The 318-nt window shown below is 50.6% G+C and carries 1 protein-coding gene; it reads left to right on the forward strand.

The annotated features are described in order from the left end of the window. A partial coding sequence (locus ACYP03_RS25255) for an aminotransferase class I/II-fold pyridoxal phosphate-dependent enzyme (protein WP_459782565.1) occupies positions 1-318 on the forward strand: 318 nt, incomplete at both ends.

Raw genomic sequence — 318 nt, forward strand, 5'->3', positions numbered from 1 at the left:
AATTTGCTGGCAGGTGAGTTTCCCGATGGCCGCCACAAGAAAATTCTGTTACCTCTCGCTCCTGAATATATCGGCTACGGTGATGCCGGCGTCAGCCCGGATATGTTTATCTCTTATAAGCACGAGATCAGCTTACTGGAAAATGGCCTGTTTAAGTACAACGTCGATTTCAACGCCCTGACCCTTGATGACAGTGTCGGTGCTATCTGCGCGTCGCGTCCGACCAACCCGACCGGCAATGTGCTGACCGACGAAGAAATACGCCATTTGGATCAGCTCGCCCAGCAGCACAACATCCCATTAATCATAGATAATGCT

The sequence above is a fragment of the Photobacterium sp. R1 genome (assembly GCF_054600795.1).